Annotated in this window: 14 protein-coding genes; 13 read left to right on the top strand and 1 reads right to left on the bottom strand. The window is 59.5% G+C overall.

Annotation, left to right across the window (positions count from 1 at the left end):
* Positions 1-96 precede the first annotated feature (96 nt).
* The 4 genes from LKR43_RS12535 (at position 97) to LKR43_RS12520 (ending at position 4,276) form a co-directional block, all read left to right on the top strand.
* On the top strand, positions 97-1,296 hold the full coding sequence (locus LKR43_RS12535) for an iron-containing alcohol dehydrogenase (RefSeq protein WP_227684407.1): 1,200 nt from the start codon (positions 97-99) through the stop codon (positions 1,294-1,296).
* 17 nt (positions 1,297-1,313) lie between these two features.
* Positions 1,314-2,780, top strand: coding sequence for an NAD-dependent succinate-semialdehyde dehydrogenase (locus LKR43_RS12530; protein WP_227684406.1), 1,467 nt, complete (start codon positions 1,314-1,316; stop codon positions 2,778-2,780).
* 2 nt (positions 2,781-2,782) lie between these two features.
* A complete protein-coding gene (locus LKR43_RS12525; RefSeq protein WP_227684405.1) occupies positions 2,783-3,613 on the top strand; it encodes an alpha/beta hydrolase in 831 nt (276 codons plus the stop codon).
* Positions 3,614-3,682: 69 nt separating this feature from the next.
* Positions 3,683-4,276, top strand: a complete 594-nt coding sequence (locus tag LKR43_RS12520) for a tRNA-uridine aminocarboxypropyltransferase (RefSeq protein ID WP_227684546.1) — start codon at positions 3,683-3,685, stop codon at positions 4,274-4,276.
* A gap of 57 nt (positions 4,277-4,333) precedes the next feature.
* Here the strand turns inward: LKR43_RS12520 and LKR43_RS12515 are convergent, their stop codons facing one another.
* The gene (locus tag LKR43_RS12515; RefSeq protein WP_227684404.1) at positions 4,334-5,269 is read right to left on the bottom strand and encodes a helix-turn-helix domain-containing protein; all 936 of its coding nucleotides are present in this window, start codon (positions 5,267-5,269) and stop codon (positions 4,334-4,336) included.
* A 169-nt stretch (positions 5,270-5,438) separates the two neighbouring features.
* On the opposite strand from LKR43_RS12515, the gene LKR43_RS12510 reads away from it, so the two are divergent.
* From LKR43_RS12510 to LKR43_RS12470, 9 genes are all read left to right on the top strand, one after another.
* On the top strand, positions 5,439-6,335 hold the full coding sequence (locus LKR43_RS12510; protein ID WP_227684403.1) for a phytanoyl-CoA dioxygenase family protein: 897 nt from the start codon (positions 5,439-5,441) through the stop codon (positions 6,333-6,335).
* Positions 6,332-7,894, top strand: coding sequence for an AMP-binding protein (locus LKR43_RS12505; protein ID WP_227684402.1), 1,563 nt, complete (start codon positions 6,332-6,334; stop codon positions 7,892-7,894). The genes LKR43_RS12510 and LKR43_RS12505 overlap by 4 nt, the downstream gene beginning before the upstream one ends.
* A 31-nt stretch (positions 7,895-7,925) precedes the next feature.
* Positions 7,926-8,855 carry a phytanoyl-CoA dioxygenase family protein gene (locus tag LKR43_RS12500; RefSeq protein ID WP_227684401.1) on the top strand — a complete coding sequence of 310 codons (930 nt, stop codon included), beginning with the start codon at positions 7,926-7,928 and terminating at the stop codon, positions 8,853-8,855.
* Positions 8,852-10,081, top strand: coding sequence for a serine hydrolase (locus LKR43_RS12495; protein WP_227684400.1), 1,230 nt, complete (start codon positions 8,852-8,854; stop codon positions 10,079-10,081). Before LKR43_RS12500 ends, LKR43_RS12495 begins: the two co-directional genes overlap by 4 nt.
* Before the next feature lie 19 nt (positions 10,082-10,100).
* Positions 10,101-11,363, top strand: coding sequence for an ABC transporter substrate-binding protein (locus tag LKR43_RS12490; RefSeq protein ID WP_227684399.1), 1,263 nt, complete (start codon positions 10,101-10,103; stop codon positions 11,361-11,363).
* An 89-nt stretch (positions 11,364-11,452) separates the two neighbouring features.
* A complete protein-coding gene (locus LKR43_RS12485; RefSeq protein WP_227684398.1) occupies positions 11,453-12,334 on the top strand; it encodes a branched-chain amino acid ABC transporter permease in 882 nt (293 codons plus the stop codon).
* The gene (locus tag LKR43_RS12480; protein WP_227684397.1) at positions 12,331-13,326 is read left to right on the top strand and encodes a branched-chain amino acid ABC transporter permease; all 996 of its coding nucleotides are present in this window, start codon (positions 12,331-12,333) and stop codon (positions 13,324-13,326) included. The genes LKR43_RS12485 and LKR43_RS12480 overlap by 4 nt, the downstream gene beginning before the upstream one ends.
* Entirely contained in the window at positions 13,323-14,060 is a 738-nt protein-coding gene (locus LKR43_RS12475) for an ABC transporter ATP-binding protein (RefSeq protein WP_227684396.1), read from the top strand. Before LKR43_RS12480 ends, LKR43_RS12475 begins: the two co-directional genes overlap by 4 nt.
* A complete protein-coding gene (locus LKR43_RS12470) occupies positions 14,053-14,757 on the top strand; it encodes an ABC transporter ATP-binding protein (protein WP_227684395.1) in 705 nt (234 codons plus the stop codon). Before LKR43_RS12475 ends, LKR43_RS12470 begins: the two co-directional genes overlap by 8 nt.
* The last annotated feature ends 20 nt before the right edge of the window (positions 14,758-14,777 follow it).

Here is a 14,777-nt window from a genome sequence, read left to right as displayed (position 1 = left end):
CATGGCAAATAAGATATCAAATGTCAAATACAATATCGTATACGATCTGATATATGATGTTGATATAAGAATTCCAAGAACAACAGGAGATAAACCATGGATGACTTCGGGACCATCAGGTCGCCGCGCGAGCTTATAGTGGGCAGCGGGCAACGCAGGGTGTTGGGGCTGGTGGCGAAGCGGCTGGGTCGGCGTGCGCTGGTCGTTACCGATCAGCGACTGGCCGGTGATGCATACTTTCAGTCTCTTGTTGCCGATCTTGAACAACATGGCCTGACACTAAGAATTGAAAGCGGAACCTTGCCGGATGTGCCGGCTGAAAGTACCGTGGTAGCTGCCGAAGCGGCCCGCGATTTTGCTCCCGACCTGGTCATTGGGGTGGGTGGTGGCTCATGCCTTGATATGGCGAAATGTCTTGCATTGCTTCTGACCCATGGCGGCAAGCCTGAAGACTATTATGGCGAGCTGAAAGTACCAGGCCCGATTTTGCCGCTGATCGCCATTCCGACCACAGCCGGAACCGGCTCAGAGGTTACGCCGGTCGCCGTCCTGTCCGATAGCCAGCGCAGCTTGAAAATAGGCATATCAAGTCCCGAGCTGATTCCCACCGTGGCAATCTGCGATCCCGAACTGACACTGACGTGTCCGCCAGGGCTGACTGCCATTGCGGGTGCTGACGCCATGACTCACGCGATTGAAGCCTTCACGGCCACACGGCGTCCTGTCACTGCCGCATTAACGCAGGAACGGGTGTTCGTTGGCAAGAATATGCTGTCCGACCAGTATGCGCTCAGAGCCATCTCGCTGCTTTGGCAGGGGCTCGAGGCCGCTTGCACCGACGGCAGCAATCTGGCTGCCCGGGCTCAGGTCATGCAGGGGGCCACGTTTGCTGGGCTGGCTTTCAGTGTTGCCGGAACGGCTGCCGCCCATGCCATTCAGTATCCGGTTGGCGCCGTAACACACACTGCGCATGGTGCTGGCGTGGCCTGCCTGATGCCCTGGGTCATGCAGTGGAATCGTCCCGCCATAAGCATGGAGCTGCAGCAAATGGCTGGTGCCATGGGGCTTTCCAATGCAGCGCAGGTCATCCCCGCAATCTCCGGCCTGTTTGCGCGCATAGGCATTCCCGCCACGCTGGCAGAGCTGGGGCTGGACGAAGCGCAACTTGAATGGGTGGGCGAGCAGTCCTGCGGTATAGAACGGCTTATCCAGAACAATCCGCGCCCGTTGGATCGCAGCGACATGCGCAAGCTCCTGCGCGCCGCCTACGTGGGCGATGCCGGCATCATCCAGTAAGACAGGACTCTTATCAAATGACAAACACCACTACCCCCGCATCGGATTATTCCGACCCCACCCTGCACGCACAAGGCCTTTTTATAGACGGAAAATGGCAGCCGGGCAGCGGCATTCCGGTTGTGAATCCGTCTACTGCTGAAGTCATGGCCGAGGTACCCGACGCGTCAATCGTCGATGCCTTGCGGGCCGTCGACGCCGCCGATGCTGCGGCGGCAAACTGGCGCGCAACCCCGGCCCGCCAGCGTGCCGAGGTATTGCGCCGCTGGTTCCAGCTGATGACAGAACACGCCGAAGAACTGGCAGTTCTGATCTCCCTGGAAAATGGCAAGGCGTTGTCCGATGCACGCGGCGAGGTCGCCTATGCGGCGGAGTTCTTCCGTTGGTATGCCGAAGAGGCGGTACGAATTTCGGGTGAATTTCGCCATGCCCCGTCAGGTGCCAATCACATACTTGTCGATCACGACCCGATAGGTATCGCCGTTCTGATAACCCCCTGGAACTTTCCGGCGGCAATGGCCACACGCAAGATTGGGCCGGCACTGGCCGCGGGCTGCACGGTCATTCTGAAGCCGGCGTCCGAAACGCCCCTGACAGCTTATGCAATGGCCAGGCTGGGCGCCCAGGCGGGCGTACCGCCAGGCGTGGTGAATGTGTTAACGACCAGGCAACCGGCGGCCATCACCAACGCCATGCTGGCTGACCCCAGGGTCCGCAAGCTGTCTTTCACCGGCTCTACCGGGGTCGGGCGCACTTTGCTGGCCGAAGCTGCGAAGTCGGTCGTCTCGTGCTCAATGGAGCTGGGCGGCAACGCGCCGTTCCTGGTATTCGATGATGCCGATCTTCAGGCAGCCCTTGATGGGGCCATGATCGCCAAAATGCGCAATGCGGGCGAGGCCTGCACGGCCGCCAACCGGTTCTACGTGCAGTCGGGCATACACGACGCCTTTGTTGCCGGGCTGACCCAACGCATGGCAGGGTTGCAGGTTGGTCCGGGCACCGACGTGCGAACCCAGGTCGGTCCCATGATCACAAGCAATGCGGTGACCAAGATCGATCGCCTGGTTTCCAGCGCCATCGAACAGGGCGCTCGTTTGCACACCGGAGGTACACCGCTGCCGGGTAACGGCTATTACTACCCGCCTACGGTTCTTGATAACGTCCCCGCCGATGCAGATATTGCCCACGCCGAAATTTTTGGTCCGGTAGCCGCTGTTTATCGCTTTGAAACCGAGGCCGAGGCCATCTGCCTCGCCAACGATACTGAATACGGGCTGGCTGCCTACGTTTACTCGGGTGACCTGTCGCGCGCCTTGCGAGTAGGCAAGGGCATAGAGTCGGGCATGATTGCGATCAACCGTGGCCTGATGTCGGATCCGGCGGCGCCCTTCGGAGGCGCCAAACAAAGCGGGCTGGGGCGTGAAGGTGGTGTAACCGGTATCCTCGAGTTCATGGAGCCCAAGTATTATGCGGTAGACTTTTAATCATGACAGACCTTTACCGCAATCGCGATTTCATTCCGAACTTCGACGAACTCATCGCCGAAACCGCCGCACGGTCACGTGAGTTTGCGGCCGGAGTCCAGGCACGCCGCAACATTCCTTATGGCGCCAGTGCGCGCGAGCGGATCGACATCGTCTTTCCGCCCCGCCCGGCCAAAGGGGCGCCATTGCACGCCTTCATCCACGGTGGCTACTGGCGTGCAGGCAGCAAGGATGATCACTGGCTGGTTGCCGCGCCGGTGCTGGCTGCCGGCGGTATTGCGGCGTTCATCGGCTACGACCTGATGCCGGGCACCCGGCTGGGCACTATCGTGGGGCAGGTGCGGGCGGCGCTGGCGCATTTGGTCGCCATGGCACCCGAGCTGGGTGCCGACCATACCCGGTTCACGGCCAGCGGCCATTCAGCCGGGGCGCATCTGGCAAGCTATCTTGCCGCAATCGGCCCTGAAGAAAATCCGCCGGCTGGGCTGCATGCGCTACGCGGCCTGTTGCTGATCAGCGGAATCTATGATCTTGCCGAAATTCCAGACAGCTTCCTGAAGCACGAAGCCAAAATGACGCCTGCAGAAGCGGCAGCCTGGACGCCCATGGTTTCGCAGCAACTGCCTGTACCGCGACGCATCGTGATGCTTGCCGAACACGATACTGCGCCGTACCACACGCAAGCCGTTCAGTTCACTTCGTTGCTGCAGTCGCAGGGCCACGATGCCCAGTTGCGCACAGAAGCAGGCCTGAATCACCTTAGCATCGTGCTGACCATGGCCGACCCGAACAGTCCCGCCGGGCTTTGCCTGTCGGAGCTCGTTGCCGGCTGAACGCTTATTGCAACGGTTCGATCTGGCCGACGGTTTTGTAGAATGGCGGGCATGCCGGATACCAAAAAGCTGCCCCGTCCTCGCTGCGAACATTGCCAGCGGCCTGCATCGCATTGCCTGTGTGCTTACATAAGCTGCACGCCCAACCGCACGCATGTACTTGTGCTGCAGCATCCCGATGAAGCGAATCACGCCCTGAACACCGCACGTCTGGCTGTGGCGGGGCTGCTCAATGCCCGGCTGCTGGTGGGCGAGCATTTTCCGCAGCTCGCCGAAATCATTGCGTCGGCAGAACATGCGTTGCTGTTGTTTCCCGACAGGGGAGATGACCGTTCACTGGTTCCTAAGGCTCAAGGTGAACGGTCATTGCTTATCGTGCCGGATGGAACCTGGCGCAAGGCACGCAAGATTCTGGCGGCCAATCCCGTGCTGGATACCTTGCCCAGATTGACCCTGCCGCCCGGCGCACCGTCTGAATACCGCATACGCAAGACACGTCAGCCGGGCGCAGTTTCCACCATCGAAGCGATTGCACGCAGCCTGTCCCTGCTGGAGCCGGACCAGAGTTTCGAGCGATTGCTGACGCCGTTCAGGATGCAGATCGCACAGCAAGTGCAGGCCATGGGTGAAGAGGTATACCGGCACAACTACCCGGCCAACTGACGCATGTGAGGTGCTGCAGCAGGCTGCGTACCTGTGAGCCTGATCCGGACGCCTTGCCTAGATGCTGCTGCGGCTGTCCCTGGGGGTTTCGCCAAACTCGCTCCGATAGGCGCGGTTGAATGTCGAGACATCGCCGAATCCCCAGCTGCAGGCGATCTGTGATATGGGACGTTGAGGAAAGCGCAGCAATGCGTCACGACAGCCGTGCAGGCGCGCCCGGCGCACGTAGCCGGCAAAGGTGTCGCCGCCGGATGACAAAAGCTTGAACATATAGCTGCGCGAGATTCGCATCGCGGCACAGACAGCATCCGGTGTCAGATCTGGGTTGGTAATGTTGCGGTCGATAAAGCTCAACACTTGCTGGCGCATGATACAGCTGTCGCGTTGAGTGGGCGCGAGTCCGTCTGCCGAAGCCCCCGAGCGCGCAAGCAAGGCGACACAGTGCTCGAACACCAGGTCGTGCAACAAGCCTAGTTCCTGGGCGGGGCGATCTTCCAGCATGCTCAGATAGCTGCGCAGGATCTGGTTGCTGTCGCCGGAAAGTACCGGGGAGGGCAGGCGTCCGCGTGTTCCCAGCCTTGGCCGCAAGGCATCTTCGCCGATTTCTATGCAGAACATCTCGAAAGGCTCGGTGAAGGACACCGACCACGGCGCAGCCGAATCGACCACATAAATATCGCCGGGGGCGGCGGTTGCCTGTTCGCCGTACTGGGAGACCTGAATTCTGCCCCGGCGCAGCAGGTTAACGAAGAAGGGCGATCCGTGCTGTCGCGCAATACCGTTGCGTGTCAGGCTCACTTCATGGCCATCCGCGGCAATGGTCGATATCCGGAAGGACTCGAGCTCCAGGCTCTTGAGTGTTCCGTTGAATTGCCTGGCCGCCTGATCCAAAGGCAAGGGATCAAGCGGTACGAATGCATTGGAAATGGCATCTCGCCAGTAGTCGAAACGATTGCGCTCGTCGACATCTCCGGTGGTCCAGTTGGTGTGCATGCTTCAACCCAAAAATAAAAATTCACAGGCGCCCGAATGCGCGGCCTTGTGGTCGGATTGCGTAGTTGGCGTGGACGCTTTGCACACATGTGCGACGCCCCCCAAGCTAGTATTGCTACATAAATATTAATACAGATCAAGTTTGGCTGTTTATAAAGCCTGGCAAGGCATGAACGGCTTACGCTTTTGGGGGCAAATACCGGTGTACGGCGATCAGCAATTAGCAAGCAAGCTGGAACAATTCGACAAAAATGGTTATGTCGTATTGGAGCGCGTGATCCCGCCTGCGGACGTCAATGCACTGATTCTGGCGATGAGGCAGGCCGAGGAACGGCGCGGGTTTTCCTACGCGCGGACTTCATTTGAGGGCTTCAATACCGTCCGGATCAATAATCTTCTGGTCTACGACGAGCTGTTCTGGACCGTGCCGCTCCAATCCGAAGTCCTGCAAGTGGCCGAGGCCATTCTTGATCGCGAGCTCTTGCTGTCTTCGCTGTGCACGCTGACGCTGGGGCCGGGCCAAACCGCCCAGCCACTGCATGACGACATGCAGCAGCTGAAGCTACCGCGTCCGCGCCCAACCCTGGCGGTCAATGCGGTTTGGGCGCTTACGGACTTTACCGAAGACAATGGCGCCACACTGGTCGTGCCCGGCAGCCACAAATTCCCCGAACAGGCTCCCTACGGCGGCGATTATCCCACCGTGGCGGCCACCATGCCCGCCGGCAGCGTCATGCTGTTTGATGGTGCCTTGTGGCACAAAGGCGGCGCCAATACGACCGACGAGCGCCGCTATGCCATTTCCTGCTACTACTGCGCCGGGTGGCTGCGCCAGCAGGAAAATCTTCAGTTGGGTATTCCGCAGGATATTGCCGCACGTTTCCCCAGGCGGCTGCAGGAGCTGTGCGGTTACGGCATCTACAAAGGGCAGTACGGGCATATCGATAACCAGGACCCCATTACCTTGCTGGGGCGCGAGGCCATACGGACGACGGTGTGGGAAGCGACCGACAGGAAGCTCCAGGCTGGAAAAGCTGGGAAAGATGCAGGCCAGTCCCGACCATGAGCCAAGCAATTTCTTTTTCGCAGGCGTCAGATGCAGGCATGGGATGGGTGCCCGATTCTGTCATCCATATGCTGATGCGTGCGCTCGACAGTCATGCTGACAAGCCGGCGCTCACCTCCGATGGCGTCACGCTGAACTACCGTGAATATGCGGCCGTTATTGCCGCCCTGGCTGAGCGCTGGCGTCGTTACGTCAAGCCTGGAGATCGGGTCGTACTGATCCTGCCGAATTCGCTGGATCTGGCTGTTGCCATCTACGCGGTGCACGCATTGCGTGCGCAAGTCGTGGCGCTTAATCCACGCTACACAGCCCGGGAGCTCTCGGGCGTGCTGGCCGATGCGCAGCCCGTGCTGGTGGTCTATGACGACGGCTCGCAGTTCAGCCCTGATTTGCTGACTGCAGCCCTGCCGGCAGAGCAGCTCCTGCGCATACATGCCGGTGCCGGTTTTGCAAGTATGGCCGACGCAGGAATGTCGTTGCCTGACGATTTGCCCGGTCACAATGACCTGGCAACGCTGCAATACACCAGCGGAACCAGCGGCCGGCCCAAAGGGGTGAATATCTGTCACCGGCAATTGGCGTACAACCTGGCGCAACGAGAGGCGTTGCTGCCAACGGTGTATGGCCAGGAGCGTGTGTTGTGCGTGGCACCGTTGTTTCATGTCTCGGCGGTGGCCATGAGCCTGCATCTGGCCTGTTATGCGGCATCAGAACTTGTCATTCATCGCCGCTTTGAGCCCGCTGCGGCCCTGCGCAGCATCGCGACGCAGGCCATTACCCTGTTTTCCGCCGTGCCGACGATTTTTCGCGGCCTGATGGCGGACCCACAGGCGGCGCATACCGATTTCAGCAGCCTGCATTATTGCTATTCAGGGGCTGCACCGCTGCCGGAAACCGTTCTTAGGCAATGGGATGCGCTGACCGGCTGCCCCATTCTGGAAGGCTACGGCCTGAGCGAGGCGGGGCCTTGCCTGACCTACAATCCGGCGCTCGGCGAGCGCAAGGTGGGGTCTGTGGGGCTGCCCGTGCCATTGAGCCAGATACAGATTGTGGATGTCGAGACGGGCACGCAAGTGCTGGCGGCTGGTGTGGAAGGAGAGCTTCGCGTGCGCGGACCGCATGTTATGGCGGGTTATCGCAACCTGCCCGAACTTACCGGGACGGCCCTGCGTGATGGCTGGTTCTACAGCGGTGACATCGCCACTCAGGATGACGATGGTTATGTGTATATCAAAGGCCGAAAACAGGACGCCATTAATGTAGGCGGATACACCGTGCACCCTCGGGAGATCGAGGAAGTACTGCTGGAGCATCCCCGGGTTGCCCAGGCAGCCGCCTTTGCGGTGCCTGATGCCTATTACGGAGAGACCGTCCAGTCCTGGGTCGTGCTCAGGCAGCAGGCGGCGGCCAGTAGTGCGGATCTTATCGATTTTTGCAAGGCCAATCTGGTGCGCTACAAGGTGCCCACGGCGATAGGCTTTACCACTGAACTGCCTACGAACAGCACGGGCAAGTTGATTAGAAGCAAACTGCTGCCGGTGAAGCAGCAAGTGGCATGAACCTTTGGAATTGAAGTTTGGAGCGATGCAGATGAAACATGATATTGAATCGATCAGCCATCAGTTGGCAGACAAGGGCTATGTAGTTATTGAAAATGTGCTTTCACCTGAGCTGGTGCAGCTGGCACGCGAGCGCGTTGAAAGCCTGATGGCCCACGAGCGGGAGCATCCGTATCACCCAACGGACGGCATAGCTTCCCCGCAAGACGAGGAAGTCCGCGCCTATTACAAAAAGGCCTACACCGTCGACGACGAGGAACTGGAGCGCATGGTGGCGCGTACTCGCCACTATCGCCTGCAAAATGCAGGAACCAGCTGGCCCGTGCCCATCAACAAGGTGTCCAAGAACTTCCTGTTCCTGCCCACCATGTTTGACTATGGCAAGTCGCAACGGGTGTGGAACCTGATCAACAAGGCGCCCGACCTGGCACCCCTGATCGAACACCCCCTGGTTCTCCCGGCTGTGCGCAATATTCTGGGTGCGGACTGCAATCTGCATGACTTCCAGTCCACCAGCATAGGCCCCCAGACTGGCGGCGGTGCCTGGCACGTTGATGCGCCTTTGGGGCAGATTGCAGAGCCATTGCCCGAGTTTCCCCTGACCATACAGAACGTGTGGCTGCTGGATGATTTTACCGAGCACAATGGCGCGACACGTGTCATGCCCTATAGCCACAAACTGCGCAAGTCGCCGCCCTGGGGCAGCGATCCGCTGCCGGATGAAGTCGTGCTGACGGCACCGGCCGGTTCGGTGGCCATGTGGCTGTCAAACACCTGGCATCGCTCCGGCCCCAACACGACGGACAAGGCCCGCCGCGCCATTTTGTGCAACTACAACCTGTCCTGGCTGCGCACCTTTACCGATTTCACCTCTACCATGAAACCGGAAGTTGCCGCCGGGTTCTCGAACGACTTGCGCTATTTGCTTGGCTTTGCCGCCAAGGCGCCCCAGACCCGATGATGACGCAAGTACAGCAGGCGCCAGTTCAGGGCTATAGCCACCAGGCCTTCGAGCCCGTGCGGCAGGCATTTCAGCAGAACTTTATCGATGGCCTTGAAACCGGCGCGTCACTGGCCATAGAAATCGATGGACAGCGTGTGCTCGACCTTTGGGGCGGGCATACCGATGCGACGAATACCCAGGCATGGGGAAAAGATACGCTGAGCATTGTGTTTTCCAACACCAAGCCGGCTACCGCCCTTTGTGCGCATCGTCTGGTGCAGGACGGCATGCTGGACCTGGACAAACCGCTGGGTCACTACTGGCCTGCGTTCGCCGAAGGTCCACGCCGGCAGATTACGCCGCGTATGCTGCTGGACCACAGCGCCGGCCTGCCTGCGCTGCGCGAGAAGCTGCCGCACGATGCTGCCTTCGACTGGGACTATATGGTCAGTCGCCTGGAGCGTGAAATGCCGTTCTGGGAACCCGGTACGCGTGTGGGGTATCACGGCCTGACGTTCGGCTGGCTGGTCGGCGAGCTGGTCAGACGAGTCTCGGGCGTGGATCTGGGCATTTACTTTCGCCGGCAGTTCGCCGAGCCCTTGGGCCTGGACTTCTGGATAGGCCTGCCCGAAGAGCATGAACATCGCGTGGCCGTCATTAGTGCGCCGCCTGCGGCGCAAGCCCCACGCAATGCCTTTGAAGCCGAGATCGCGACCCGGCCCGACAGTATTGCAGCACAATACTACGCCAACACCGGTGGCTGGCGTCCGGCGGGCTTCAACAGCCGGGCCGGCCACGCCGCCCAGCTGGGTGCGGCCAATGGCATTACAAACGCCCGCAGCCTGGCCCGTTTGTACGGCACGCTGGCGATCGGAGGCAGCCGCGAGGGAGCTTCGGTGCTTGATCCGGATGTGCTGGATAGCGCTACGCGTATTTCATCGGCCACTCATAAGGACGCCTGCCTGTGTGTGCCCACCCGGTTTGCCGCCGGATTCATGCGGGAAATGGATAACCGTGCGGTCGGGGCGGACAGCGCCTGCATCGGGCGTGATGCGTACGGGCACGTGGGTGCGGGAGGCTCGGTTGCCTTTGCATCGCCGTCACGGCGCATGGGTTTTGCCTACACCATGAATCGCATGGGGGCGGGAGTACTGCTCAATGAAAGGGCGGACAGGCTGATAACCGCCACATATCAAGTTCTGGCCCGGTTGGACCAGGATCTAAAACCACACAGCCCATCATAAGGAAAAAGGAGATCACTTCATGAACCCTGGTTATAAATTCAACCTGAAGTCGCTGGCCATAGGACTGGCAAGCGTCGCAATGGCCAGCAGCGTCAGCTTTTCGGCCTATGCCGCCGATCCCGTCAAGGTCGGCTATCTTATTCCGTTGTCGGCCAGCGCCGCCGCCTCGATAGGCCGCGACATGAGCCGCGCCACGCACCTGGCCATTAAGCACATCAATGAAGGGGGCGGCATCAAGTCCATGGGCGGTGCCGAGCTCAAGCTTCTGGAAGTTGATACCCGCGGCGACGCGGAAGTGGCCATTACCGAGGCTGAAAGATTGATCTCGAACGAGAAAGTGTCGGCGCTGATCGGAGCCTTCCAGAGTTCCGTCACGTTTCCTGCCACGGCCGTCGCGGAAAAGCACAAGGTGCCATGGATAGTCGACCTGGCGGCCAAGAAAGAGATCACCGAACGCGGCTACGAGTATGTGTTCCGTCCAACGCAGGTGCCGGCTTCGGCCAATGCGCGCAGCATGGTCGATTTCGTGAAGTATGTGAACGAGACCACCGACAAGCCGGCCAAGACCGTGGCGATGATCTACGAGAACACGGACTGGGGCCAGGACATGGCCAACACCTTGCGTGCCGGATTCAAGGAGGCGGGTGTCGAGGTCGTGCTGGACGAAGCCTATCCACCCAATTCGGCCGACCTGCGTCCTTTGGTCCTGAAGGTAAAGGGTCGCAAGCCCGACGTCGTCACGGTGACCGCCTACGCGGCTGATGCCGTACAGTTGCATAAACTGCTGGACCAGATGCGCGTGGGTGCCATGGGTTACATCGGCAGTGCAGCAGGACAGATAGACAGCAACTTCATCCCGCTGGTCGGAGAGAAAATTGCCAATCATGTCCTGACCACCAATGGCTGGGCCGGTTACGATTCGGTCATCACGACGCCTTTCGCCCATCGTTTCTGGGACGAGTTTGTCGCGGCCTATAAAGTCGAACCCAATGAGCTGTCGGTCAGTGCCTACGGCGCCGTATGGGTGCTGAAGGATGCGCTGGAGCGCGCCGGCTCGGCGGATCCACAAGCCGTACGCGACGCCCTGGCCAAAACCGCGATCAGGGACACCGATATCACCAAGCTGCTGGGCTATGACATCGTGATCGATGAGACTGGCCAGAACACGGAAAAGCGCTTCGTCATGCAGCAGATCGACGGCACCAAATACCGCACCGTGTGGCCTGAGTCGCTGGCGTCCAAGGACTACAAACTCGTTTGGCCGGTTAACGCTGCAGACTAAGTACGAGGCCATCCCGGCTACCCGTGGGCCGCTGTGGCCCACGGCCATCCTGTTTTGGCGGGACGGCCAATCAACCAGAGATTTCTATTGTGACCACTACGCTCATACAAGCACTGATCAGTGGCGTCGCAAGCGGCGCCTTATATGGCCTGATCGCCCTGGGCCTGAGCCTGCAGTTTGGCGTGATGAAGATCATCAATTTCGCGCATGGATCGTTTCTCATGCTTGCGATGTTCGTTTCCCTATGGCTTTCGAAGTACTACGGTTTTCATCCGCTGCTGACCATACCGGTTGCCGCAGTCGCCCTGTTCATCATCGGCTATTTCACCCAGCGCTACCTGATCGATCCCATTTATCAGAAAGAAATGGCACGGGAACCCATAGGCGTGCTGATCTTTACGACCGGCTTGTGGATAATGCTGGACAATCTGATGCTGATCGCCGTTGGCCCAGAGAACAAATCGGTGTCCAGCGCATGGAATGACGGGCTGTTGTTCTTTTCCGATTACATTCTGACCTATCCGCAGATTGCGGCTTTTGTGTTCTCTTGCATCGCCACCGCGGCACTGGTTGCTTTCCTGCGATACACGCGTACCGGTCGTGCCATACGTGCCACGGGCCAGGACAGGGAAGCCGCCAGCGTATTGGGCATCAACAGCTTCTCGATCTACCAGATTTCCTTTGCCATCGGTCTGGCGGTGGTCGGTATTGCGGGCGCCTTGCTGCTGCCGCTGTATCCGGTCAACCCGTTCGTGGGCGATATTTTCGGTCTGCGTGCCTTCGTCATCGTGGTGCTGGGGGGCATAGGCTCGGTCGGTGCCACCTTCTTTGCCGGCATCCTGGTCGGCGTGATTGAGTCGGTTGGCGGACAGCTCATTCCCGTGACCTATACCGAAGCGCTTATTTTTGCCTTGTTCCTGGCGGTGCTGTACTTCCGTCCGTCCGGACTGTTTGGCGTGGAGAAAGAATGATGAATGCCACACACGCAGCCCTGGCGGGCAAGCTGGTTCTTGCCGCGCTGGCCATATTTCCACTTTTGTACGGCGACACACATATTCTGTCGATTGCCATACTGACCCTGCTGTACGCCTACCTGGCGTTGTCCTGGAATATCCTGGGTGGTATAGCGGGCCAGCTATCCCTGGGCCATGCGGCCTATTTCGGAATAGGTGCCTATACCTCGACCTGGCTGTTTTCCAAATTGGGCCTGACCCCCTGGATAGGCATGTTTGTGGGCGCAGCCTTTGCGATCCTGGCCGCTATTCTGATCGGTGCCGCCAGCTTTCGCCTGCGGGGCGCATACTATGCGCTTGCCACACTGGCCGCCAGTATGGTTCTGAAAACCCTGGTTGAAAACGCCGATACCCTGCTTGAAGGCTCACGCGGCATGGAAGTTACCTTGCTGCGCGACGCCATGCTGTACTTCCAGCACACCAGCAAGGTCTTCTATTACCTGATAGCGCTGGCGTTTGTGGCCATTGCCGCCTATATCAACCATGCCATTCTGCGCAGCCGCATGGGTTATTACCTGACCGCCATACGCAACGACCAGGAGGCGGCCGAGGCACTGGGGGTACGAGTGACCCGTTACAAGCTGTATGCCGCCACGCTGAGCGCTGCGTTGACGGCACTGGGCGGCACCTTCTATGCGCAGTATGTGCTGTTCATCAGTCCGGACAAGGTGTTCGGTGCGAACATCAGCGTAATCATTGCCGTACTTTGCATCATCGGCGGCCGGGGAACGCTCTGGGGGCCTATCCTGGGCGCAGTCCTGTTGTTGCCTGCCGAAGAGGTGGCGCGTGCGGTGACCGGTGGCATGGTGGGTGCAGACATGCTGCTTTACGGTCTGTTGCTGATGATCGTCATACGCGTGCAGCCGCAGGGTGTGCTGGCCATACTCAAGCGCCTGTTCGGGGCCTCACCGAAACAAAAGAACGCAACACTAGCGGAGGCTGAACAATGAGCCTGCTCGAATACAAAAACGTCACCATGCAGTTTGGCGGCTTGCGTGCCACCGACGATGTCAGCTTCAAGGTTGAGACGGGTGAAATCGTTGGCCTGATTGGCCCGAATGGCGCGGGAAAAACCACCTTGTTTGCCCTTGCATCGGGATTCCTGCATCCCACGAAAGGCGAGATCTGGTTCGATGGTCGTCGGGTGGATCGCCTTGCGCCGCCCGATATCTGCGAGGCCGGCCTGGCACGCACCTATCAGATTGTGCGTCCCTTTGGCGAAATGACCGTGCTGGAAAACGTGATGATCGGTGCCTTCCTGCATTGCCGTGCACGCAGCGATGCTGAAGAGATGGCCGCGCAGGTGCTTGAGCGCGTGGGGCTGGCGTCGCGCTCGTCGCAGATAGCGCGCACTCTGACGTTGGCGGGCCGCAAACGCCTGGAGGTGGCCAAAGCCCTGGCGACCAAACCCAAGCTGTTGTTGCTGGACGAGGTCATGGCGGGCCTGAACACGGTTGAAACCGACCAGATGCTGGAATTGATCCATAGCGTAAGGGCCGACGGCGTCAGCGTATTGGTCATTGAGCACAATATGCAGGCCATCATGCGCTTGTCCGACCGGATCGTCGTGATTCATCATGGGCAGAAGATTGGCGACGGTGACCCCTCCGCGGTCGCCTCCGACCCCGATGTCGTTGCCGCTTATCTGGGTGAAAGCTATCAAGGAAAACACGCAAATGCTTGAAATCAACAACTTGAGCTCAGGGTATGGCGACGTCCAGGTGCTGCGGGGGATATCCCTGTCGGTGGCCGAGGGCGAGGTCGTCAGCATTGTCGGCGCCAACGGTGCAGGCAAGTCGACCTTGGTGCGTACCATCATGGGTACCTTGCCGGCTACGGCCGGCTCGGTGGCGCTGAACGGCCAAACCATCACTGGCAAGCCCGCGCATGAGATCGCTCGTCTGGGTATCGCGCAGGTCATGGAAGGGCGCCGGCTTTTCAATCACATGACCGTGGAAGACAATCTGCTGATAGGTGGCGATGTGCTGCGCGACAAGAAGCGCAGCCGCGATAACCTGGACTGGGTCTATTATCTGTTCCCAAAGCTGAAAGAGCGTCGCAAGCAGCTGGCCCGCTCTTTCAGTGGCGGCGAGCAGCAGATGCTGGCTATTGGTCGTGCCCTGATGACTGGCCCCAAGCTGTTGCTGCTGGATGAACCCAGCATAGGCCTGGCCCCCATCATGGTGGAAACAGTCTTTGAAAAATTGCCCGAGATCAATGCACGGGGCATCACCATATTCCTGGTCGAGCAGGACGTGCAGCGCTCATTGAGTCTGGCAACGCGCGGCTATGTGCTGGAGCACGGCGAAATCGTTCTTTCGGGTAGTGGCCAGGAGCTGCTGCAGAATGATGGCTTGCGCAAGGCTTACCTGGGGATATAGACAAACTGGCAGTACAGGTC

Origin of the sequence: Pusillimonas sp. MFBS29, assembly GCF_020687695.1 — a bacterium.
GTDB lineage: Bacteria > Pseudomonadota > Gammaproteobacteria > Burkholderiales > Burkholderiaceae_B > Pusillimonas_C.
Note: the sequence above shows the minus strand (reverse complement) of the source record. Positions and strands in the feature narration are given on the sequence as shown.